The sequence below is a fragment of the Stutzerimonas tianxiuensis genome (genome assembly GCF_053470365.1).
The window spans coordinates 252,785-272,576 of record NZ_JBPVWS010000004.1; the positions used below are offsets into that span (position 1 = coordinate 252,785).

Consider the following 19,792-nt stretch of genomic DNA (forward strand, 5'->3'; position numbering starts at 1 on the left):
AAAACGCCAGCGGGGCGGTACGCGGCAATCCTCTGAAACGTAACCAGCGTCCTGCCGATGTGGCGTGGGCGCTGCGTTTTCGTCTAGCCTCGGTGCTTCCTTGCTACCGAGTCCGGTTTCTAATGTGCTTGATCGTATTCGCCTGGCGCCCCGGCCATGCACAGCCGTTGATCGTCGCCGCCAACCGTGACGAATTTCATGCGCGCCCCAGTCTGCCGCTGGGGCATTGGGACGACGCGCCGCAGGTCGTAGCCGGTCGCGACCTGCAGGCAGGCGGCACCTGGATGGGTGAAACCACGGATGGACGCTTCGCTGCGCTGACCAATATTCGTGCGCCTGGCGCCCCTCTTGGCGAGCGCTCGCGAGGCGAGCTGCCCGAACGCTTCCTGCGGGGCGCGCAATCGCCGGCGCACTATATGCAGGAGCTGACCGGCAATCTCGGTCAATATTCCGGCTTCAACCTGCTGGTCGGGAATCTCACCGAGCTCTGGTATCTCAATTCAAAGGAAGCAACGCCCCGCGCTCTATCGCCGGGCGTCTACGGTCTGTCCAATGCAGCGCTGGATACGCCTTGGCCAAAGCTGCTGAGCACTCGATCGGCGCTAGAGGCCTGCCTCGGTGCGCCGGAGCGCGACCGGTTGCTAGAGATCATGAGCGACTCACGGCCCGCCGCGGATGCCGAACTGCCCACTACCGGCATCTCGCATGAGATGGAGAAGCTGCTGTCCAGCGCGTTCATCGCCAGCCCGGACTACGGCACCCGCGCCATCACCTTATTGGTGCGCCGCTCGGACGGATCCATGAGCATGACCGAGCGCCGTTTCGACGCGAAGGGTGTGACCGGTGAAACAGCGATAGACCTGCCGCCGACGACAACTGAGCCCGCAAAGGTGTTGGGTTAGATCGCGGCAGATGGATTAACCATGCGATCCAGCCCGAGATTGCGCAGCGTCAGCTGCACGGTGGCGTGGATGACCTGCGGGCTGTCCATCTTCATCACCTTGGCCAACAGCTCACGCGCCGTGACCGAACTGATCTGACGCAGCATCCACTTCACCTTTGGCAGGTTGGTGGCGTTCATCGACAGGCTGTCGAAGCCCATCGCCAGCAGCAGGATGGCGGCACCGGGGTCGCCGGCCATCTCACCACAAATGCTGACCGGCTTGCCTTCCTCGTGCGCCTCGCGAACGACCCGCTGCAGCGCTTCGAGCACAGCCGGGTGCAGGTAATCGTACAGATCAGCGACGCGCGGATTATTGCGGTCCACCGCCAGCAGATACTGAGTCAGGTCGTTGGAGCCCACCGAGAGGAAGTCGACCTGACGGGCCAGCTCACGGGTCAGGTAGACAGCAGCCGGCACCTCGATCATGACGCCCACCGGCGGCATTTCGACGTCGGTGCCCTCATCGCGTACCTCGCCCCAGGCACGATGGATCAGGTGCAGTGCCTCTTCCAGCTCGCGGGTGCCAGAGATCATGGGCAGCAGAATGCGCAGGTTGTTCAGTCCGGCGCTGGCCTTGAGCATGGCGCGAGTCTGCAGCAGAAAGATTTCCGGATGATCGAGGGTCACGCGAATCCCGCGCCATCCAAGGAAGGGGTTTTCTTCCTTGATCGGGAAGTACGGCAGGCTCTTGTCGCCGCCAACGTCGAGGCTGCGCATGGTCACTGGCAGCGGGTGGAAGGCCTGCAGCTGTTCGCGATAGATCGCCATCTGCTCCTTCTCGCTGGGGAAGCGCTCCTTGATCATGAAGGGCACTTCGGTGCGATACAGGCCGACGCCTTCGGCGCCGCGCTCCTGCGCGCGCACCACATCGGCGAGCAGACCGGTATTCACCCACAGCGGGATGCGCAAACCGTCGGTGGTCTCGCAAGGCAGCTCGCGCAGCACGTCGAGCCCTTCGGACAGCTGCCGCTCCTGCTCGGCCAGAACCAGGTATTGCTCGCGCAGGACCTTGGCCGGGTTGGTGATGATCTCGCCACGGGTGCCGTCGATGATTAGCTCGATGCCATCGACCTTCGAATATGGCAGGTCAACCGCCCCCATCACCGTGGGAATACCCATGGCCCGCGCCAGGATCGCCACGTGTGAGTTGCTCGAACCCAGTACCGAAACCATGCCCATCAACTTGCCTTCAGGCACCTCGCCGAGCATCGCCGGGGACAGCTCCTCGCTGACCAGAATGGTGTTGTCCGGGTAGGTCAGGGTCTGCTGGCGGGCCTGCTGCAGATAACTCAGCAGGCGCCGGCCGATGTCCTTGACGTCCGAGGCGCGCTCGCGCAGGTAGGCATCGTCCATCATCTCGAAACGGCCGACGTGGTCGCTGACGACCTGACGCAGCGCGCCTTGGGCCCATTGGCCCGTGCGGATAACCTTGGACACCTCGCCGCCGAGTGCGGAGTCATCCAGCATCATCAGATAGACGTCGAACAGCGCACGTTCTTCCTTGCGCATCTGGGTCGCTAGCTTTTCCGACAGCGCACGCATATCGGCTCGCACTGCTTCGAGCGCAGCCTCGAACAGCACCAGTTCAGCCGGGATGTCCTCAATCGTCTTGTCCGGAACCACATCGAGGTCAGCGGGTGGCAGAACGACGACAGCGGTACCCACTGCCGCGCCAGGCGCGCCGGGAATACCGATAAAGCGGGTTTCCTGGATGCCCTTGCCCTGCCGGCCGAGGCCGCGGATCGACCCGGTCGCCTCGGCATGAGCGATAACACCGGCAAGCTGTGCACTCATTGTTACGAGGAAGGCTTCTTCACCCTCGTCGAACAGGCGTTGTTCTCTCTGCTGGATGACCAGAACACCCATCACCCGCCGGTGGTGGATGATCGGTGCGCCGAGAAAGGAGGCGTAGCGTTCTTCGCCGGTTTCAGCGAAATAGCGATAGCGCGGATGTTCACACGCATGCTCCAGGTTGAGCGGCTCCTCGCGCGTGCCAACCAAGCCGACCAGACCCTCATTCGGCGCCATGCTGACTTTGCCGATGGCCTTCTTGTTCAGGCCTTCGGTGGCCATCAGGACAAAACGCCCGGATTCGGGATCGAGCAGGTAGACCGAGCAGACGTGGCTGGCCATGGCCGCCCGAACTCTCAGCACGATAATGCCCAAGGCCGCCTTGAGGTCCTTGGCAGCGTTTACTTCCTGGACGATCTTGCGCAGCGTGCCGAGCATGCTCAGGGGCTTTCTCCCGTCAGTCCCGCGCCAGGAGGCGCGGAGCGAGTTCTTTTAAGGCGCGACGGTAAACCTCGCGCTTGAAGGTGACCACCTGCCCCAACGGGTACCAGTAACTGACCCAGCGCCAGCCGTCGAACTCGGGCTTGCCGGTCAGATCCATACGAACCCGGTCTTCGGCACCGGTAAGGCGCAGCAAGAACCATTTCTGCTTCTGACCGATACACAGCGGCTGACTATGAGTACGCACCAGCCGCTGAGGCAAGCGGTAGCGCAGCCAGCCACGGGTGCAGGCGAGAATCTTGACGTCCTGCTCTTCCAGGCCGACCTCTTCGTTCAGCTCGCGAAAGAGCGCCTCCTCCGGCGTCTCGCGCGGGTTGATTCCGCCTTGCGGAAACTGCCAGGCATCCTGATTAATCCGCCGGGCCCACAGCACTTGCCCGACATCATTGGTCAGGATGATGCCGACATTGGGGCGAAAACCATCGGAGTCGATCACGGCATACAACCTCGCAAACGCATATCGCGGCATTGTTCCACAAAAACGTGAAAAGCAGAAAGCGCGCATGGAAGCCATTGATCTACCGGCTCCGATCCTCGATCCGAACGCTTGCCGGCTGCCATCTATCGAGCGATACCGCTATGCTTCACCCCCCTTTATCCCCCGAGGAACGCAGCGTGCGCCTGGCTCTTTTCGATCTTGATAACACCCTCCTGGCCGGTGACAGCGACCACGCCTGGGGCGAGTTTCTCTGCCAGCGCGGGCTGGTCGATGCCGAGGCGTACCGCGCCCGCAACGATGCCTTTTATCAGGACTATCTGGCCGGCGCGCTGGATGTACTGGAGTATCAGAACTTCTGCCAGGAGCTGCTGGGCCGCAGCGAGATGCCGCAGCTGAAGCAGTGGCACGCCGAGTTCATGCGCGACCACATCGAGCCCATCGTCCTGGCCAAGGGTGAGGCACTGGTGCGTCAGCATCATGAAGCCGGCGACCGGGTGGTGATCATTACTGCCACCAACCGCTTCATTACCGGGCCAATCGCCAAGCGCCTGGGCGTCGATACGCTGCTGGCCACCGAGTGTGAGATGCAAGAGGGACGCTACACCGGTCGGCTGACCGACGTGCCCTGTTTTCAGGAGGGCAAGGTAACGCGCATCGAACGCTGGCTGATGGAAAATGACCAGAGCCTGGATGACAGCTATTTCTACAGCGACTCGCGCAACGACCTGCCGCTACTGGAGCGCGTCAGCCATCCGGTAGCGGTCGATCCGGACCCGACCCTGAAGGGCATCGCCGAGCAACGCGGCTGGCGCATCATCAGCCTGCGCTGACCTCAACGCTAGACCGGCTTGGCGCCCATCAAACCCATGATGGCGACCAGAATCAGCAGGATCAGACCCGCGTAAACCAGCGCAAAGCGCGGCAGGCGCGCGGGCGCTGGGGCATCGCCCAGCGCTTGCCAGGCACGCAGGCGGCCGCTGAGCAGCAGGCCTAGTGGCACCAGAACCAGGAACAGCACCGAGCTGGCCAGCAACCACAGCTGACCGAGCGGAAAACCTGCCAGGTGCGCCAGCCACCAGCCGGTCACCGGAAGCAACAAGGCAAACACCGCCAGCAATGGCAGCGACATCAACCGGGTGCGGCGCAGCTTGTTCTGCAGCACCACCGGATCGGCCCGCCGCCAGGCTTTCCACAGCATGATGATGTGGGCAATCAGCCCCAGCGTGAGGAGAATCGCCAGAGCGGCGTGAGTCATGTTCAGCAGTTGGTAGTGTTCCATCGATCCCCGCGGTACGGCTGGTCAGCCGAGAAAAAGTTGGTAGGCCGGATTGTCTGTTTCGTCCCAGTAGCGATAGCCGATCTTGTCCAGTGCGGCCGGCAACAAGTGACGGTCTTCGGCAGGTACCTGCAGGCCGGCAACCACCCGCCCGTCAGCCGCGCCGTGATTGCGGTAGTGGAACATCGAAATATTCCAGCGCCCGCCGAGATTGTTGAGGAAGTTGAACAGCGCGCCCGGACGCTCCGGGAATTCGAACCGATAGACCACTTCATCACTGACGCCAGAGGCGTGCCCCCCGACCATGTGCCGGGTGTGCAGCTTGGCCAGTTCGTTGTCAGTGAGATCAAGCACGGGGAAACCCTTCGCCCGCAACCCATCCACCAAGGCCGTCCGCGGATCGTTTTCCGGATGGGTCTGCACACCCACAAAGATGTGCGCCTCACGGTCTTCGTGGTAGCGGTAATTGAATTCGGTAATCTGGCGCTTGCCGATGGCCTCGCAGAATGCCTTGAAGCTGCCAGGCTCCTCGGGAATGGTCACCGCGATGATCGCCTCGCGCTTCTCGCCAAGCTCAGCGCGCTCCGCCACATGACGCAGCCGATCGAAATTCACGTTGGCGCCGGAATCGATGCCGACCAGCACCTGATGCTCAATGCCCTCGCGCTCCACATAGCGCTTGATACCGGCCACTGCCAGCGCACCTGCTGGTTCGGTGATTGAGCGGGTATCGTCGTAGATGTCCTTGATCGCCGCGCAGATCTCATCGGTGCTGACCGTGATCACCTCATCGACGTAGTGCTGGCAGATGTCGAAGGTGTACTGACCGATCTGCGCCACCGCCACCCCATCGGCGAACAAACCCACCTGCGGCAGCACCACACGCTCGCCCGCAGCCATCGCCTGCTGCAGGCAATTGGAATCGTCCGGCTCGACGCCAATGACCTTGATGTCTGGCTTGAGGTATTTGATGTACGCAGCGACGCCAGCAATCAAGCCGCCCCCACCGACCGGCACGAAGACCGCATCAAGCTGACCCTGATGCTGGCGAAGGATCTCCATCGCCACGGTGCCTTGCCCGGCAATCACGTGCGGGTCGTCGTAGGGGTGGATATAGACGTAACCCTTTTCCTCGACCAACTTCAGTGAGTAGGCCAACGCCTCGGGAAAGGCATCCCCGTGAAGCACCACCTTGCCTCCACGTGCACGCACGCCCTGCACCTTCAGTTCCGGCGTGGTGCGCGGCATGACGATGGTCGCCTTGATGCCCAGCTCACGGGCCGCCAGGGCCAGGCCCTGCGCATGGTTACCGGCCGACGCAGTAACCACGCCGCGCGCCAACTCCTCGGGTGATAGCTGTGCCAGCTTGTTATAGGCACCGCGAATCTTGAAGGAGAACACCGGCTGCAGATCTTCGCGCTTCAGCAAAATCTGATTACCCAGCCGCTCAGAGAGCTGACGGGCAGGCTGCAACGGGGTTTCCACCGCAACGTCATAGACGCGCGAGGTGAGGATCTTCTTGACGTACTGTTCGAGCATCGTGAGCTATCTTGGCGGGCCTTGCGGGGCAGACGAGTCTACTCTGCGAAAAACGCCGCGACCACCGGCAATCCGCGCACAAAACAGCCGTACAGTCTCGCGGGCAAGACCCGCTGACGAGCCCCCGCTATACTCTCGCCCCACGACTTACTTACCGACCGGACCTTTACGCCATGACCCAGGATCAACTCAAGCAGGCCGTTGCCCAGGCCGCTGTCGACCTCATCGCGCCGCAGCTCACCGACCGCAGCATCGTCGGCGTCGGCACCGGCTCAACCGCCAACTTCTTCATCGATCTGCTGGCCAAGCACAAAGGATTCTTCGACGGCGCTGTAGCCAGTTCCGATGCCACCGCCGAGCGCCTGAAAGGCCATGGCATTCCGGTCTATGACCTGAACTCCGTAGCGGACCTGGAGTTTTACGTCGACGGTGCCGACGAGACCAACAGCCATCTGGAGCTGATCAAGGGCGGCGGCGCAGCCCTGACCCGCGAGAAGATCGTCGCGGCAGTGGCGCGCACCTTCATCTGTATCGCCGATGGCAGCAAGCTGGTCGAACGCCTCGGCGAGTTTCCCCTGCCGGTGGAAGTGATCCCGATGGCCCGCAGCCACGTCGCGCGCGAGCTGGTCAAGCTAGGCGGCGACCCCGTCTACCGTGAGGGTGTGGTGACCGACAACGGCAACGTCATCCTTGACGTGCACAACCTCATGATCGGCTTCGCCCCGGATGTCGAAGCGCAGATAAACAACATCGTGGGCGTGGTCAGCAACGGGCTGTTCGCTGCCCGCCCGGCCGACGTCCTGCTGCTGGGCACAACGGACGGGGTTCAGACGCTCAAGCGCTGACCTCTCGCGGCAGGCTCCATCAGCCCGGTGCGCGCCCCCACGGCCGCATCCGGCGCCGCAAGTGGTCATAGCTGATCACCTTTGATGGTAGTAGTTATGCTTCGGCGATCTGGATCGGAGGTCAGCGTCGCCGACTGAACACATAGAAGCGGTTCGGCTCCGCTACGACGTAGATGCTGCCTTGCCCATCCATGGCTACACCTTCAGCCTGGTCGATGCCCTCCACCAGACCATTGAGACCGCCGAGCAGCCTGATGAAGCTGCGTGGCCGCCCCTGCAAGTCAAGCTCGACCAGCAGACGCGACTCGTCGGAAAGCATCAGGGTATGCCCGGTACGCGGGTCGATGGCTACCGACGAGATATCGCGTACCAGCAGCGGCTGGTCAGGGAGCGACTCAAGGGCGCCGGCAGCGCCATCTTCTCCAGGGAAGGGCAGTTCGAACAAGCCCTGCGGATCGCGCTCCTTGGCCAGTAGCATGCGCTGGGTGCGCGGATTCCAGGCCAGTCCTTCGAAGCCTTTGTTTCCGGCGCCGTCGAAACCCAGGTCATAGGTGGCGAGATCCTCGAGATCGAGGCTCTCCACCCCAGGCGCCAACCGGAACACTGCAACCAGTCGGCGCCGCTCATCGACGATACCGAGCTGTCCGTTATCCAGAGCTTCGACCGCCTCAGGATCAGAGAATCCGGTCAGGGTGATGCGCCGCAGCACCACGCCGCCGGGGGAGAATTCCACGAGCTGGGGGTTTTGTCCGGTGACGGTGAACAGCGTCCCGGTCTCTGCGTTCCAGGTCAGGCCTGAGGTTTCGTCTTCCTCGAGGCCGGACAAAGTGGTCTCCAGCGCCAGTTCATAGTCCGGCAACCAGATGCTCGCCGCGCGGGCGTTGGCATCGACAGTTTGCTCCTGCCAATAGAGCTTCAATTGGTCATTCCAATGCAGCATCCAGCCGGCCAGCAAGGCCATTGCAATGGTCAGAAACAGCGAAGTGTAGAGGAACAGGCGTAGGCGGGAACGTCGGACGGCAGACTCAGGCATGTAGGCAAACCCAGGGAGAGCGTGCGATTACAGCATGACCGTCACAGGGAGGATAGAGCTCTGCGGGCCGGATACGTCAGGCGTACCCGGCTCATATGCACGTTAAAGCACGCGGCTCTCGAAGCGCGACAGCCCGACCAGCTCCACTACCAGGTCGTCGCCCTGATTGAGAGGACCGACCCCCGCCGGCGTGCCGGTCAGCACGACGTCGCCAGGCTGCAAGCTGAAGTGCCCGGCAATGTGCTGCAACAGCGGCAGGATGGCATTGAGCATCTGGCTGCTGTTGCCGTCCTGACGGACTTCACCGTTGATGGTCAGGCGGATACCGATGTCGCCGAGGTCATCCACCGCATCGCCCGGCACGAAGGGTGCCAGCACGCAAGCGCCGTCAAAGCTCTTGGCGATCTCCCACGGGTGGCCCTTTTCCTTCAGCTTGGCCTGCACGTCGCGCAGGGTCAGGTCCAGAGCGGGAGCGATACCGGAGATCGCATCGCGAACCTCCTCGTCGTTCGGTTTGCGCGACAGCGGCTTGCCGATCAGCACGGCAATTTCCGCCTCGTAGTGCACGGCGCCACGGTCCGCTGGAATGCTGAAACCACTGTCCAGCGGCACGGTGCAGCTGCCGGCCTTGATGAACAGCAATGGCTCGGTCGGCACCGGGTTGTTCAGCTCTTTAGCGTGCTCGGCGTAGTTTCGGCCGATGCAGACGACCTTGCCCAGCGGGTAGTGGATAGTCGTGCCGTCGGTGTACTGGTGCTTGTAGGTCATGGTGGGTTCCTGTCTGTTCAAACAGCGAAGATCTTGCCCGGATTCATGATGCCGTTCGGATCGAAGGCAGCCTTGACCGCCTTCATGTACTCGATTTCCACCGGCGAGCGGCTGTACTCGAGGTAGTCGCGCTTGGTCATGCCCACGCCGTGCTCGGCGGAGATCGAACCGTTGTACTTCTGTACGGTTTCGAACACCCACTTGTTGACGGTGGCGCACTTGCCGAAGAACTCATCCTTGTCCATCGCATCCGGCTTGAGGATGTTCAGGTGCAGGTTGCCGTCACCAATATGACCGAACCAGACGATCTCGAAATCCGGGTAATGCTCACCGACGATGGCGTCGATTTCCTTGAGGAAAGCCGGCACCTTGGCGATGGTCACCGAGATGTCATTCTTGTACGGCGTCCAGTGGCTGATGGTCTCGGAAATGTACTCGCGCAGTTTCCATAGGTTCTGCAGCTGCTGCTCGCTCTGGCTCATCACGCCGTCGAGCACCCAGCCTTCGTTGACACAGTGCTCAAAGGTCGCCAGCGCCTGATCGGCGCGCTCGTCGGTGGTGGCTTCGAATTCCAGCAGCGCGTAGAACGGGCAATCGGTTTCAAACGGTGCAGGCACGTCGCCACGGGCGAGCACCTTGGCCAGTGCTTTGTCGGAGAAAAATTCGAAGGCGGTCAGGTCCAGCTTGTCCTGGAAAGCGTGCAGCACCGGCATGATCGACTCGAAGTCCGGCGTGCCTAGCACCAGCGCTGTTAGGTTGGTCGGCTGACGCTCCAGGCGCATGGTCGCCTCGACGACGAAGCCCAGCGTACCCTCGGCGCCGATGAACAGCTGGCGCAGGTCATAGCCGGTGGCGTTCTTGATCAAATCCTTGTTCAGCTCGAGCAGATCGCCTTTACCAGTGACGACCTTCAGCCCCGCCACCCAGTTACGGGTCATGCCGTAGCGAATCACCTTGATGCCGCCCGCATTGGTGCCGATGTTGCCGCCGATCTGGCTGGAGCCGGCCGAGGCAAAATCCACTGGGTAGTAGAGCCCCTTGTCTTCGGCAAACTGCTGCAGCTGTGCGGTGACCACGCCCGGCTGGCAGACAGCTGTGCGATCCATCTCGTTGAATTCGAGAATCTGGTTCATGTAGTCGAACGAGACCACCACCTCACCATTAGCGGCGACCGCCGCAGCAGAGAGACCGGTCCGGCCGCCAGATGGCACCAGCTCGACCTTGCGCTCATTGGCCCAGCGCACGATCGCCTGCACTTGCTCGATGCTCTTCGGGAACACGATGGCCGAGGGTGCCGGGGCGTATTGCTTGGTCCAGTCCTTGCCGTAGGTATTCAGCGAATCGGCATCGGTCAGCACCTTGCCAGGCTCGACCAGGGTCTTCAGCTCGTCGATCAGGGCGAGATCGGTCATCATGGGAACTCTCATTCGATTCATGGTCACCCTGAGCACGCTTCAGCTCAGGACAGGGGGTGTTTCGAGGGGCCTGTATGCTAGCATACGCACCCTTTTGAAACGTGCCTCGGCAGCTCCCGACACCGCTGATACCGGGTCGGCCAGCCTTCGCTGGACACTTCGTCCTACCCTCCGGCCTTAAGGTTTTAATGCAGATGAGCCAGACCTCTCTCGACAAGAGCAAGATCAAGTTCCTTCTTCTCGAAGGCGTGCACCAGAACGCTGTCGACACCCTCAAGGCCGCCGGTTACTCCAACATCGAGTACCTCAAGACCGCGCTGACCGATGCGGAACTGAAGGAGAAGATCGCCGACGCCCATTTCATCGGCATCCGTTCGCGTACCCAGCTCACCGAAGAAGTCTTCGACGCGGCGCAGAAACTGATCGCCGTCGGCTGCTTCTGCATTGGCACCAACCAGGTCGACCTCAATGCCGCCCGTGAACGCGGAATCGCGGTGTTCAACGCGCCCTACTCCAACACCCGCTCGGTGGCCGAACTGGTGCTGGCCGAAGCCATCCTGCTGCTACGTGGCATCCCCGAGAAGAACGCCTCCTGCCACCGCGGCGGCTGGATTAAGTCTGCGGCCAACTCCTTCGAGATCCGCGGCAAGAAGCTGGGCATCATCGGTTACGGCTCCATCGGCACGCAGCTGTCGGTGCTCGCCGAGAGTCTTGGCATGCAGGTCTTCTTCTATGACGTGGTGACCAAGCTGCCGCTGGGCAACGCCACTCAAATCGGCTCGCTGTACGAACTGCTGGGCATGTGCGACATCGTCTCTCTGCATGTACCTGAGCTGCCGTCCACTCAGTGGATGATCGGTGAAAAGGAAATCCGCGCCATGAAGCAAGGCGCCATTCTGATCAACGCCGCGCGTGGCACCGTTGTAGAACTGGATCACCTGGCCGCCGCGATCAAGGATGAGCACCTGATCGGCGCCGCCATCGATGTATTCCCGGTCGAGCCCAAGTCCAACGACGACGAATTCGAAAGCCCCCTGCGTGGTCTTGACCGCGTGATCCTGACCCCGCACATCGGCGGCTCCACTGCCGAAGCCCAAGCCAACATCGGCCTGGAAGTCGCGGAGAAGCTGGTCAAGTACAGCGACAACGGTACCTCGGTTTCCTCCGTCAACTTCCCTGAAGTCGCCCTGCCCTCGCATCCGGGCAAGCACCGCCTGCTGCACATCCACCAGAACATTCCAGGCGTGATGAGCGAGATCAACAAGGTGTTCGCCGACAACGGCATCAACATCTGCGGTCAGTTCCTGCAGACCAACGAAAAGGTCGGCTACGTAGTAATCGACGTGGACAAGGAATATTCCGACCTGGCGCTGGAAAAGCTCCAGCACGTCAACGGCACTATCCGCAGCCGCGTACTGTTCTAAACACAGCACTGGCGGCACCAAACGGGAGGCTCAGGCCTCCCGTTTTCGTTTGCCGCTTGGGCTGAAACAGACCTGCATCGTTTGATCAGTTGGAGGTTGGGTCCCGATTCTCGCTCGAGCGGGCGTCTGGCCGAACAGGTTGCGACGGGTTCTCGACCGGGATTACCGGCGGCGCCTCAGGCAGCGACTCCAGCGTTGGTGGTCGTGGCTGGCCGTGACTTTCACCCTCGATCACGCCCTGGCGTGGCTCACGTGAGTCCAACGGATGCTCGCGAGCCTTTTCCGGGTGCGTCGAGCCGGTTCCGGCGGCGATCGCCAGCGGCGCTGTTATCAGTATCGAAGCGCATAACCAGATGCGTGTGACCATGATCTTCTCCCCATCATCAGCCCTCTGCGGCCAGCCCCGACGGCGGACGCTGACGGCTGCGCAAGAAAAAGCCCCAGCAGGGCCGGGGCTTTTAATCTAGCTGCGACGCCAAGTCAGTTGCCAGTGGCACTGTTCCCCGTAGCGGTGGTATTGCCGACACTGGTACCTGTCTCAGTACCGGGGCCTGCCGTCTCACCGTCAACGGTGGTGCCTGCTCCGGTTGTCAATCCAGTGCGGTCGGTGTCGTCGGTGGTTTTGCCATCCATCATGGTGTCGTCATGAGCGCCATCCATCTTGCCGTCATGAGTGCCGCTTTTCATCGCACTGCTTTTCGAATCGTAGGCGTCCTTGTCGTGCATGGCGCCGTTATCAGTAGTGCCAGCAAAAGCAGAAGCAGACATCAGGCCGGCCAGTGTCAGCGCGGCGAGCTTGGTCGTTTGCATGATCGCTCTCCAGTTCAAGGGGTTCACCTAATACGGCAATGGTGGTGGAAATAAATTTCACCTTGCTGCATGACAGGATCTTTCAGAACCGATGAAGGCCTTATGCGGCGGGCCTCACGGGCATATCGCCATTGGTCGCCAAGCCAGGGCAAAACCGTTCGTCGGCCGTTTTTTATGCCCTTGCGCTGGCCGTTAACTAGCGGTTTGTTATGGCGCGTGTGGCTGGGGGCTAATCGCTGACGGTCGATGAGGCCGCAGACGAGACAGTAGGCTGGTGGACATCCCTGTCACGCAGCGTGGTCAGGCCATCCAGCCCCCGCATCAGGCCACGCCAGTAGGCGAAGCCGGTAGATCGACAGGTTTAGCGACCAGCCGGTATTCACCTCACAGGAGATCTTTGAAGGCGTCAGCACGAGACCGAGCAGCAGACCGATGAGTGACGTGCGCACTGGCAGTTCGTGCGAGGGGTATAGATGCAGGCTCCATCGAACGGGTGATTGACTCGACATGGATCGTTTGGTCCGCCAAGCCGCTTATTTAACCGTCTGTCGGGTTGTCATCCTCAGCGCGCAGATGCCGGCCTAATCCCAGCTGGAACGCTGAACTTCGTCATTTCTAGCCGGTCGTTTAGTAACTTTTCTATGCAGCATAACGGCACCCCAGACCAAGGATTGAACATGGACGAAGCGGATTTCACCCACCGGGAACGTAACCGGCCTACTGTCACCCTGCTGACCGGCAATGAGCTACTTGGACTGTTCTTCAAGCACTTTCTTGGTGAGCAGGCTCAGCTAGAGGTAGCCCTGGCGCGGCTCGAGAAAATCGTTCCGGGCAGCACCGATCTCTATCTACTCGACTCTGGAAACAGCCAGACCGAGCAACTGTCGACGCTGCTTGATCAGCTTGATGAGCAGACGCCCGTTGCGCTGGTCAATATCGCGCCGGAACAGGCCGAGCAGCTGGTCGACAAGCACCCCACCATTCGTGGCGTGTTTTACAGTCATGCCACGCGCGAGCATCTGCTCGACGGCATTCAGGTCCTACTGGACGGCGGCGACTGGCTTCCTCGAGTTCTGACCGAACGGCTGCTCAGCCAATGGCGACGCATGCGCCAACTCGCCGGCAGCAAGCCGTCACTGACGTTGCGCGAGCGCGAAATTCTCAGCCTGGCCGGCAAAGGCCTGTCGAATGCCGAGATCGCCGAACAGCTGTGCCTGAGCCCGCACACCATCAAGAGCCACATCCATAACCTGTTGCGCAAGATTGGCGCCTCCAATCGGGCCGAGGCGGCCTTTCTGCTTCGCGGCCGGCTGGATTGGTCCGAGTCGTGCCACGCCTGACGCTGTGCCTGTTGCTGCTGAGCCTGGCTGGCCCCCTCCAGGCCGAGGAGCCGCTCAGCCAGGCGCAGGGCGAGGCCGAGCTGAGTGGGCTGATCATCGACAACACCATCACCCGCTTCGGCCATGATTTTCACCGCTACCTCAGCTTCCAGCTGCAGGACGCCAGCGCGCTAGAGGGCGATCTGGTGGTGCGCGAACGCCCTTCGGCGCGCTGGGGCAGCCTGGTTTGGGTGGAGTACGGACAGCTCACCGTCTACCGACGGTTTCTGCAGCCCAACGTCGCGGAGATAGAGGAGATCGCCACCCAAGCCGCGCAGTTGATATTGGAAGAGGTCAACCGAAGCAAGCTGCAGAACCTGCTTCAGGACACTTTCGACATGGACCGAGGCGAATTGTGAGCGACCGAGGAGTTAATCCCTCCCGTTCATCACGTAGCGCTTGTTTTGCACCGTTCGATGGATGTTCAGCAGCCGGCCCGCAGACAAGAATCCGAGCACTACTTCGAGGTGCCTGCATGGATCGTCTAGCCCTACTGCGCCGCGGCTTGCTCGCCGCCCTTCTGCTCACCGGTCACGCGGTTCATGCGGCCGATCTGATGGACAACGGGGATCTTGCAGACGGCTCGCTGAGCCTTGCCAGTCAGGCGGGGGCCGCATGGCAGCTGCCCGACATGCAGGTCGCACGGGTGCTGCAAACAGGCAGTGACAACCTGGCCGACGTAAGCCAGACCGGCACAGCTCAGCTGGCGAACATCGTGCAACAGGGCAGCGACCAGCAGGCCTTCATTCTTCAGCAGGGCGAAAACCAGATCGCAACCATTCTGCAGATCGGCGAGGGCAACCTGGCGGATATCAGCCAGATCGGCAGCGACAACCAGGCCGCCATCGCTCAGATCGGCTCAGACAATGCTGCCAGCATCGAACAGCTCGGCAGCGGCTTGAGCAGCAGTGTCACCCAATACGGCAGCGGCCAAAGCGTCCAGATCGTCCAGCATCGCTAATAAGAAGGTAACCCTATGCGCAGTCTGCATCTCCTCGCGTCAGCCGCTTTGCTGTCCGTCGCCATTGGCGCCCATGCCGACAACAACGCCAAACTTGTACAGACCGGCAGTGATAACGACGCCACGATTGATCAGACGGGCGTGCTGAACGAGGCGACAATCCGGCAGAACGGTACGGCTAACAGCGGTTCGATCTACCAGGGCGTAATTGCTGAGCAGAATGTGGCCAGCATCGTCCAAATCGGCAGCAATAACGCCTCTGTCTACCAAGGTGATGAAACTTACTTTTCCAGCGCCAGCGTCTATCAGCATGGCACCGATAACCGCGCCGAGGTCGAGCAGACCTGGTATGCCAATGACCTGCGCCTCAGTAGCATTGGCGACAACAACCTCATTACCGCAACCCAGCAGGGGTTTGCCCAGGCCGAGGCACGTCAGATTGGCAACGACAATTCGCTGGTAATGACCCAAGACGGCTTTTACCACGGCACCACGCTGGCGGTTTACCAGGTCGGCGATGAGAACAGGGTGACCATCGGGCAGGGCGATGGCGGCAATATCAAGCTGGCCCAGAACGGCAATCTGAACACCGCGACGATCTCGCAGTACAACCTGTTTGGGGAGGTCGAGTTCAATCAGGCAGGCGACGACAACCTGCTGACAGCTGAACAGAGCGGGCGTAGCAATTCGTTCAGAGGGTCCTCAACCGGAAACAGCAACAGTGTCGAGTTGGTGCAATGGTTCGACGGCAACCAAGCCAGCGTCGTGCAGTCCGGCGATGACAACATCGCCGCCATCAACCAGCTAGCCGGATACAACGAAGCCCGCATCAACCAGGTCGGCATGGCAAACCAGGCCTCGATCACCCAGAACGCTGAGCTCATGAACGCGGTCATCTCGCAGACGGGGACCGGCAACATGGCCACCGTTACCCAACAGTGACCCCCTCCCTTGGCCTTCACTTATGCTCACTGCGACCCTCGCCGCCATGCTGTTAGCCTCTGCCGCCGGCCCGGTTGACGCTCGCCTGGAGCTAGTACCTGAAGCCGACCGATTGAATCTGCGGTTGTGCTTCAGCAGTGCCAAAGTCCACAAGCTAAGCTATCAGCTGGAAGTGCGCGCTCAAGGCCGAGCCGGCACCAGTCGCAGCCGCCAATCAGGCGAGCTGACCAGCGCCCCCCAAACCCAATGCCCGCTGAACAACTGGCTGGGCGTGGCGCCCGATAGCCATATCGAGGCAACCGTCACCTGGACCATCGACGGTGAAGGGCAAACACCCTTGCACCAGAGCTACCCGTCCACCGAACCCGCGGGTGCTCCGAAGCCGGCTCCTCGCCAGTCACCGGCCGCGGAGAGCATGGTCGCCAGGTCCGCTTCAAACCTGCGATAGCTGTCGCGGCTGGTGACGTGAGAGCCGACGCCCCAGCTCAATGCCCTTCAGCTCCACGTAGTGGTACGTCAGGCTCGATATCGCCAGCACCATTCCCAGCTCGAGCAGGGTGAGCAGATCGTCGACCACAACGCTGCCACTGCTGATGTAGCGCATGATCTGCTCGCTTCCTGGCTGCTGCAGAATCGTGGTGTATTCGGTGCCGGAAAGCTTCGACAGCACCACCGCCGCACTGGTGAAGGCAAAGATGACCGCTGCATGGGTCAGGTAGATCGAGAAGGACAGTTCCCCCAGGCGGGCGAAGCCGCGGCGCTGCAACAGCTGCGAAACCGCACCGCGCTCGCTGGCGAAAACCAGCACCACCCCACAGAACAGCAGGCTGGCGATGATGCCCTGATGCGGCGATTCGTGAGTCAGTGTGCGGTACACCAGCAACAGGCAAAGCAGCTCGAGCACGCTGAAGAACAGCCGGTCTTCAAAGCGGCTGATGGCTGGCTCCAGCTTCTGGTAGAGCCGATAGGTCAGCGCCCCGGCAAAGAAGCAGGAAGCGCCGCGCCAGATGAAGGGCTTGATCACGTCCAGCTCGACATACAGCGCCGCGAAGGACACCAGCGTTGCCAGTGCCAGGATCTGTGCGCAGTACCGCGGCATTGCCAGCAGGACCATTCCCAGCACCATGTACAGGTAGTACTCGATGCTGATGCTCCAGGCCGGCGTGTTGAACGACAGGCTGTTGAAGTCGCCAATCCAGCTCTGCAGCAACAGGGCGTTGGGCAGGATTTCGCCAGGCGCCGTCTTGCCAGTGAAAGCCGCATCATTGAAGGAGAAGCCGTGGTGCTCTGCCCAGAGTTTGCCGAACTCCAGGCCGATGAAGACCAGCAGCATCAGCAGGTGCAACGGATACAACCGAAAGGTGCGGCTGATAATGAAACGCCTAAGCACAACGGGGCCGAACTCGCGCCCGCCGTAGGCGTGAAACATCACAAAACCGCTAAGCACGAAAAAGAACTCGACGAACAAGTCGGCGTGCCGGAAGAAACTCAGTTCGGAAAAACTCAACATGATCTGGGTATGGAACAGCACCACCGCAATCGCACAGATACCGCGAAAACTATCCAGCACAACAAAGCGTTTCATTCCTGCACCTAGCTCGATATCGAGGCATACCACGGCAAGAGACTAATGCCGGCGTGTTGATCAAATGGGGGATGCGGGAGGAATCTCCCAAGCGAAATTGAGAGCAATTGGCCATCAAAAGAGTTCCAAGCAATCTGAAACATTTGCACATATTTTCCTCTGGCTATCACCAATCAAAGAGGCCGGGAGCAATCGAGTAGCCGCCCTGCTCTCGCTAGCCCCCACATCGACGACCTGCCTCCAGCCCAACCAGCGCTGCCATCCATCGCCTGTCCGGAACCGGAAGCGGGGCCGCGGCTTCTACCGAGCCCACCCCCATCGCCGCTATTCGAGGAGACCCGATGCGCATTTCTCTCAAACCTTTGCATGAGCAGGTCATCGTCATTACCGGCGCTTCGAGCGGGATCGGCCTGGCCACGGCCCGCCTCGCCATCGAAAAGGGCGCACGCGTGGTGCTGGTGGCGCGCAACGAAGAAGCGCTGTTCGAAATCGAGCGAGAGCTTAATGCGGGGAATCGCGTCCTTCACGTCATGGCCGACGTGGGCGAGCGGGCGCAGCTGGAACGCGTCGCCAGCGAGACGATCTCGCGCTTCGGTGGCTTTGATACCTGGATCAACAATGCCGGCAGCTCGGTCTGGGGCCGCTTCGACGAGGTCAGCGACGAAGACCACCAACAAGTCATGCAGACCAACTTCTGGGGCACGCACTACGGCTCGTCCATCGCAGTGAAGCATCTGCGTGATAAAGGCGGTGCGCTGATCAACGTCGGCAGTGTCGAGTCGGCCAATGCCCTGCCCTTCCACAGCAGCTACAGCGCCAGCAAGCATGCGATCAAGGCGATGACCGATGTGTTGCGCGTCGAGCTGCAGAAGTCGCGCACACCAGTATCGGTGACCCTGGTACGCCCCTCTTCGACCGACACCCAGTTCATGGACCACTCCAAGAACTACCTGCCCAGTGCTCCGGTGTTTCCGCCGCCCGTCTACGCGCCGGAAGTCGTCGCCCGCGCGATTCTGCATGCTGCCGAGCATCCGCAGCGCGACGTCTATATCGGCAATGCCAAGCTGCTCTCGCGGCTCGCGCAGAACGCACCGCACCTGGCCGACTGGATCAACCGCACCTTTGTTTACGACACCATCAAGAGCGGCCGTCCGGATCGACATCCACGCGGGGCGCTCCATGCCAGCGATGTCGGCAGCGCCGGTGACGGCAGCGCCAGCGGTAACTATCCCGGCAGAGTACTGACACGCAGCCTCTACACCCGCGCCACGCAGCATCCGGTCGCGACCACCGCCGCTGTAGCCGTGGGTGCGGCAGCACTGGTCGCACTATTGGGCCGTCGCGGGCGTTAGCGAATGGCCGGCGCAGCTCAGGCTACGCCGGCTGCATGGTCGTTCAGCTCAGGTTCAGCCAGGGTTCAGGCGCCGTTCAGCGGTGCCTAGGCAGGATGGAGACGTGAATTTTCCACGCCTGCATTCCACGCCTGCAAAGGAGCGACAGATGAACAAGCTGCATACCCTGGCCATCGCCACCACCCTCAGCGTCTTCAGCATCGGCGCCCAAGCCGCCGACAACTTTGCCGGTCTTACCTGGGGCAAGAGCACCGTCAACATCGACCGCTCCAGCACCCTGAAGCAGAACATGCCGGGCGCGAATCGCTTCGATGACACCATAAAGAACAGCGGCACCTGGGGCATCCGCGCCGGTCAGATGACCGACGAGGCGCGCTACTATGCCACCTACGAAAACGTCTCTGACGACTACGGCAGCTCACTCAAGCTGCGCCAGCAGAACCTGATCGGCAGCTACGACCTGTTCTTGCCAGTTGGAGATACCACCCGCTTGTTCGGTGGTGCCAGTGTCGGTCTGACCAAACTCGAGAACGAGTCCAGCGGTTACCGCCGCGACAGCGATATCGGCTATCTGGTCGGTCTGCAAGCCGGTGTGCTGCAGGACGTCGGCCACAACACCTCGATCGAAGCGGGTTACCGTTACCTGCGCAGCAATGCCGGCACCGAAGTGGCCGAGCGAGGCGTCGGCAAGGTGGGTTCCATCGACCTGCACAGCACCAAGCAGGCCTACCTGGGCGTGAACTACAAGTTCTGAGCCAGCGGCGCCAGGCCGCAAGTTGCATCAACAGG

The 19,792-nt window shown here is 61.4% G+C and carries 21 protein-coding genes; 11 read left to right on the top strand and 10 right to left on the bottom strand.

Annotated elements, in window-relative coordinates:
* Positions 1 to 122: 122 nt before the first annotated feature.
* The gene (locus ACSSNI_RS07775) at positions 123 to 902 is read left to right on the top strand and encodes an NRDE family protein (RefSeq protein ID WP_200636197.1); all 780 of its coding nucleotides are present in this window, start codon (positions 123 to 125) and stop codon (positions 900 to 902) included.
* Here the strand turns inward: ACSSNI_RS07775 and ptsP are convergent.
* Complete coding sequence (gene ptsP / locus ACSSNI_RS07780) at positions 899 to 3,172, bottom strand: phosphoenolpyruvate--protein phosphotransferase (RefSeq protein WP_200636193.1); 2,274 nt, start codon at positions 3,170 to 3,172, stop codon at positions 899 to 901. The genes ACSSNI_RS07775 and ptsP overlap by 4 nt on opposite strands.
* 19 nt (positions 3,173 to 3,191) lie before the next feature.
* A complete protein-coding gene (locus ACSSNI_RS07785) occupies positions 3,192 to 3,671 on the bottom strand; it encodes an RNA pyrophosphohydrolase (RefSeq protein WP_102837835.1) in 480 nt (159 codons plus the stop codon).
* Between the two features lie 179 nt (positions 3,672 to 3,850).
* Between ACSSNI_RS07785 and ACSSNI_RS07790 the strand changes: the two genes are divergently transcribed.
* Positions 3,851 to 4,504, top strand: a complete 654-nt coding sequence (locus ACSSNI_RS07790) for a histidinol-phosphatase (RefSeq protein ID WP_200636192.1) — start codon at positions 3,851 to 3,853, stop codon at positions 4,502 to 4,504.
* A gap of 8 nt (positions 4,505 to 4,512) precedes the next feature.
* On the opposite strand, the gene ACSSNI_RS07795 is transcribed toward ACSSNI_RS07790, so the two are convergent.
* Positions 4,513 to 4,953, bottom strand: a complete 441-nt coding sequence (locus ACSSNI_RS07795; RefSeq protein ID WP_102837786.1) for a DUF2269 family protein — start codon at positions 4,951 to 4,953, stop codon at positions 4,513 to 4,515.
* Positions 4,954 to 4,974: 21 nt separating this feature from the next.
* Positions 4,975 to 6,489 carry a threonine ammonia-lyase, biosynthetic gene (ilvA, locus tag ACSSNI_RS07800; RefSeq protein ID WP_200636191.1) on the bottom strand — a complete coding sequence of 505 codons (1,515 nt, stop codon included), beginning with the start codon at positions 6,487 to 6,489 and terminating at the stop codon, positions 4,975 to 4,977.
* 173 nt (positions 6,490 to 6,662) lie between these two features.
* On the opposite strand from ilvA, the gene rpiA reads away from it, so the two are divergent.
* Complete coding sequence (gene rpiA / locus ACSSNI_RS07805; protein WP_200636190.1) at positions 6,663 to 7,334, top strand: ribose-5-phosphate isomerase RpiA; 672 nt, start codon at positions 6,663 to 6,665, stop codon at positions 7,332 to 7,334.
* Between the two features lie 121 nt (positions 7,335 to 7,455).
* Here rpiA and ACSSNI_RS07810 read toward each other — a convergent pair whose 3' ends face one another.
* The 3 genes from ACSSNI_RS07810 to ACSSNI_RS07820 all read right to left on the bottom strand — a co-directional run bounded on the left by ACSSNI_RS07810 (position 7,456) and on the right by ACSSNI_RS07820 (position 10,547).
* Positions 7,456 to 8,367 carry an SdiA-regulated domain-containing protein gene (locus tag ACSSNI_RS07810; RefSeq protein WP_200636188.1) on the bottom strand — a complete coding sequence of 304 codons (912 nt, stop codon included), beginning with the start codon at positions 8,365 to 8,367 and terminating at the stop codon, positions 7,456 to 7,458.
* 102 nt (positions 8,368 to 8,469) lie between these two features.
* Positions 8,470 to 9,135, bottom strand: coding sequence for a fumarylacetoacetate hydrolase family protein (locus ACSSNI_RS07815; RefSeq protein WP_200636185.1), 666 nt, complete (start codon positions 9,133 to 9,135; stop codon positions 8,470 to 8,472).
* Between the two features lie 17 nt (positions 9,136 to 9,152).
* Positions 9,153 to 10,547 carry an FAD-binding oxidoreductase gene (locus tag ACSSNI_RS07820; protein WP_200637103.1) on the bottom strand — a complete coding sequence of 465 codons (1,395 nt, stop codon included), beginning with the start codon at positions 10,545 to 10,547 and terminating at the stop codon, positions 9,153 to 9,155.
* Between the two features lie 197 nt (positions 10,548 to 10,744).
* Here ACSSNI_RS07820 and serA point away from each other — a divergent pair, with 197 nt between their 5' ends.
* A complete protein-coding gene (gene serA / locus ACSSNI_RS07825; RefSeq protein ID WP_200636183.1) occupies positions 10,745 to 11,974 on the top strand; it encodes a phosphoglycerate dehydrogenase in 1,230 nt (409 codons plus the stop codon).
* 85 nt (positions 11,975 to 12,059) lie between these two features.
* On the opposite strand, the gene ACSSNI_RS07830 is transcribed toward serA, so the two are convergent.
* Together ACSSNI_RS07830 and ACSSNI_RS07835 are read right to left on the bottom strand one after the other, a co-directional pair.
* Positions 12,060 to 12,341 (bottom strand): hypothetical protein, encoded by a 282-nt coding sequence (locus ACSSNI_RS07830; protein ID WP_200636181.1) that lies wholly within the window; start codon positions 12,339 to 12,341, stop codon positions 12,060 to 12,062.
* Positions 12,342 to 12,454: 113 nt separating this feature from the next.
* Positions 12,455 to 12,784 carry a hypothetical protein gene (locus tag ACSSNI_RS07835; protein WP_200636179.1) on the bottom strand — a complete coding sequence of 110 codons (330 nt, stop codon included), beginning with the start codon at positions 12,782 to 12,784 and terminating at the stop codon, positions 12,455 to 12,457.
* 755 nt (positions 12,785 to 13,539) lie between these two features.
* On the opposite strand from ACSSNI_RS07835, the gene ACSSNI_RS07840 reads away from it, so the two are divergent.
* From ACSSNI_RS07840 to csgH, 5 genes are all read left to right on the top strand, one after another.
* Positions 13,540 to 14,124 (top strand): helix-turn-helix transcriptional regulator, encoded by a 585-nt coding sequence (locus tag ACSSNI_RS07840; protein WP_102837838.1) that lies wholly within the window; start codon positions 13,540 to 13,542, stop codon positions 14,122 to 14,124.
* Positions 14,112 to 14,522 (top strand): CsgE family curli-type amyloid fiber assembly protein, encoded by a 411-nt coding sequence (locus tag ACSSNI_RS07845; RefSeq protein WP_102837793.1) that lies wholly within the window; start codon positions 14,112 to 14,114, stop codon positions 14,520 to 14,522. Before ACSSNI_RS07840 ends, ACSSNI_RS07845 begins: the two co-directional genes overlap by 13 nt.
* Before the next feature lie 116 nt (positions 14,523 to 14,638).
* A complete protein-coding gene (locus ACSSNI_RS07850; RefSeq protein WP_200636177.1) occupies positions 14,639 to 15,124 on the top strand; it encodes a curli production assembly protein CsgB in 486 nt (161 codons plus the stop codon).
* Between the two features lie 15 nt (positions 15,125 to 15,139).
* Positions 15,140 to 16,066, top strand: coding sequence for a hypothetical protein (locus tag ACSSNI_RS07855; protein WP_200636175.1), 927 nt, complete (start codon positions 15,140 to 15,142; stop codon positions 16,064 to 16,066).
* A gap of 22 nt (positions 16,067 to 16,088) precedes the next feature.
* Positions 16,089 to 16,514 (top strand): curli-like amyloid fiber formation chaperone CsgH, encoded by a 426-nt coding sequence (gene csgH, locus ACSSNI_RS07860; RefSeq protein WP_200636173.1) that lies wholly within the window; start codon positions 16,089 to 16,091, stop codon positions 16,512 to 16,514.
* Here csgH and ACSSNI_RS07865 read toward each other — a convergent pair.
* Entirely contained in the window at positions 16,500 to 17,651 is a 1,152-nt protein-coding gene (locus ACSSNI_RS07865; RefSeq protein WP_200636171.1) for an acyltransferase family protein, read from the bottom strand. The genes csgH and ACSSNI_RS07865 overlap by 15 nt on opposite strands.
* A 341-nt stretch (positions 17,652 to 17,992) precedes the next feature.
* Between ACSSNI_RS07865 and ACSSNI_RS07870 the strand changes: the two genes are divergently transcribed.
* On the top strand, positions 17,993 to 19,003 hold the full coding sequence (locus ACSSNI_RS07870) for an SDR family oxidoreductase (RefSeq protein ID WP_200636169.1): 1,011 nt from the start codon (positions 17,993 to 17,995) through the stop codon (positions 19,001 to 19,003).
* A gap of 148 nt (positions 19,004 to 19,151) precedes the next feature.
* The gene (locus ACSSNI_RS07875; RefSeq protein WP_200636167.1) at positions 19,152 to 19,757 is read left to right on the top strand and encodes an outer membrane protein; all 606 of its coding nucleotides are present in this window, start codon (positions 19,152 to 19,154) and stop codon (positions 19,755 to 19,757) included.
* Positions 19,758 to 19,792 lie beyond the last annotated feature (35 nt).

What these genes read in the sequence shown, in the direction of transcription:
- ACSSNI_RS07775 (WP_200636197.1), top strand. Translation starts at nt 123, where the DNA reads ATGTGCTTGATCGTATTCGCCTGGCGCCCCGGCCATGCACAGCCGTTG.
- ptsP (WP_200636193.1), bottom strand. Translation starts at nt 3,172, where the DNA reads ATGCTCGGCACGCTGCGCAAGATCGTCCAGGAAGTAAACGCTGCCAAG.
- ACSSNI_RS07795 (WP_102837786.1), bottom strand. Translation starts at nt 4,953, where the DNA reads ATGGAACACTACCAACTGCTGAACATGACTCACGCCGCTCTGGCGATT.
- ilvA (WP_200636191.1), bottom strand. Translation starts at nt 6,489, where the DNA reads ATGCTCGAACAGTACGTCAAGAAGATCCTCACCTCGCGCGTCTATGAC.
- rpiA (WP_200636190.1), top strand. Translation starts at nt 6,663, where the DNA reads ATGACCCAGGATCAACTCAAGCAGGCCGTTGCCCAGGCCGCTGTCGAC.
- ACSSNI_RS07810 (WP_200636188.1), bottom strand. Translation starts at nt 8,367, where the DNA reads ATGCCTGAGTCTGCCGTCCGACGTTCCCGCCTACGCCTGTTCCTCTAC.
- ACSSNI_RS07815 (WP_200636185.1), bottom strand. Translation starts at nt 9,135, where the DNA reads ATGACCTACAAGCACCAGTACACCGACGGCACGACTATCCACTACCCG.
- ACSSNI_RS07820 (WP_200637103.1), bottom strand. Translation starts at nt 10,547, where the DNA reads ATGACCGATCTCGCCCTGATCGACGAGCTGAAGACCCTGGTCGAGCCT.
- serA (WP_200636183.1), top strand. Translation starts at nt 10,745, where the DNA reads ATGAGCCAGACCTCTCTCGACAAGAGCAAGATCAAGTTCCTTCTTCTC.
- ACSSNI_RS07830 (WP_200636181.1), bottom strand. Translation starts at nt 12,341, where the DNA reads ATGGTCACACGCATCTGGTTATGCGCTTCGATACTGATAACAGCGCCG.
- ACSSNI_RS07835 (WP_200636179.1), bottom strand. Translation starts at nt 12,784, where the DNA reads ATGCAAACGACCAAGCTCGCCGCGCTGACACTGGCCGGCCTGATGTCT.
- ACSSNI_RS07850 (WP_200636177.1), top strand. Translation starts at nt 14,639, where the DNA reads ATGGATCGTCTAGCCCTACTGCGCCGCGGCTTGCTCGCCGCCCTTCTG.
- ACSSNI_RS07855 (WP_200636175.1), top strand. Translation starts at nt 15,140, where the DNA reads ATGCGCAGTCTGCATCTCCTCGCGTCAGCCGCTTTGCTGTCCGTCGCC.
- csgH (WP_200636173.1), top strand. Translation starts at nt 16,089, where the DNA reads ATGCTCACTGCGACCCTCGCCGCCATGCTGTTAGCCTCTGCCGCCGGC.
- ACSSNI_RS07865 (WP_200636171.1), bottom strand. Translation starts at nt 17,651, where the DNA reads ATGAAACGCTTTGTTGTGCTGGATAGTTTTCGCGGTATCTGTGCGATT.
- ACSSNI_RS07870 (WP_200636169.1), top strand. Translation starts at nt 17,993, where the DNA reads ATGCGCATTTCTCTCAAACCTTTGCATGAGCAGGTCATCGTCATTACC.
- ACSSNI_RS07875 (WP_200636167.1), top strand. Translation starts at nt 19,152, where the DNA reads ATGAACAAGCTGCATACCCTGGCCATCGCCACCACCCTCAGCGTCTTC.